The sequence below is a fragment of the Paractinoplanes hotanensis genome, assembly GCF_023717965.1.
GTDB lineage: Bacteria > Actinomycetota > Actinomycetes > Mycobacteriales > Micromonosporaceae > Actinoplanes > Actinoplanes polyasparticus.
Window position 1 is genome coordinate 1 of record NZ_JAMQOL010000134.1, and the last position, 983, is coordinate 983.

Annotated in this window: 1 rRNA gene; it reads left to right on the top strand. The window is 57.6% G+C overall.

Going from position 1 to position 983, the window contains the following annotated elements:
- Positions 1 to 454: 454 nt before the first annotated feature.
- Positions 455 to 983 (top strand): 23S ribosomal RNA (locus tag LXN57_RS47735); the annotation flags it as partial.

Below are 983 nucleotides of genomic sequence, written 5' to 3' on the forward strand. Positions count from 1 at the left end.
GTAGCCGTACCGGAAGGTGCGGCTGGATCACCTCCTTTCTAAGGAGCAACTCGACTGCGAAAGCGGTCCAGTAGCCCGCACCATCCGAATGTGGTGGTGGGGTGCTCATAGGCGGAGACACTGGCTAGTTCGAACCGGCAACGGCCGGCTCGGTGAGTACAGCTACCTCTTTGGGGGTGGTGTGGAAAGCGGGAGCTGGTGCGGCTGGGGAGGGCGCACAAGAGAGCACCCTGTTGGGTATCTGAAAGAACAACCAACGTCGGCCCGGGAGGGCGGCGCCCCGTGATGCGGTTTACGCCGCGGGAGCTTCCGAGTGAAGCTGGTTGGTCTTCAATGCCAGGCATGGCCTGGACTTCATACCGGTCACTGTGGTGATGCTGGTGGGGTCTGTGAGGGTTGTGGGTTGGTCGTTGGTTGAGAATTACACAGTGGACGCGAGCATCTTGTTTTCTGTGTTTAAGTTGTCAAGGGCGAACGGTGGATGCCTTGGCACCAGGAGCCGATGAAGGACGTGGGAGGCCGCGATAGGCCTGGGGGAGCTGTCAACCTAGCTGTGATCCCAGGGTGTCCGAATGGGGAAACCTGGCACGAGTCATGTCGTGTCACCGCCACCTGAATACATAGGGTGGTTGGGGGGAACGCCGGGAAGTGAAACATCTCAGTACCGGTAGGAAGAGAAAACAATAGTGATTCCGTGAGTAGTGGCGAGCGAAAGCGGATCGAGCCTAAACCAAAGCCGTGTGATACCTGTCAGGGGTTGCGGCTTCGGGGTTGTGGGACCTGCTTACTCCATCTGACAGTGGGGTGAAGAGTTACAAAGTTAGTTGTTAGTGGAACGGTGTGGGAAAGCCGGCCGTAGAGGGTGAGAGCCCCGTATACGAAAGCATCTAGCCTCTTTGCAGTGTTCCCGAGTAGCAGCGGACTCCTAGAATCTGCTGTGAATCTGCCAGGACCACCTGGTAAGGCTGAATACTTCCTGGTGA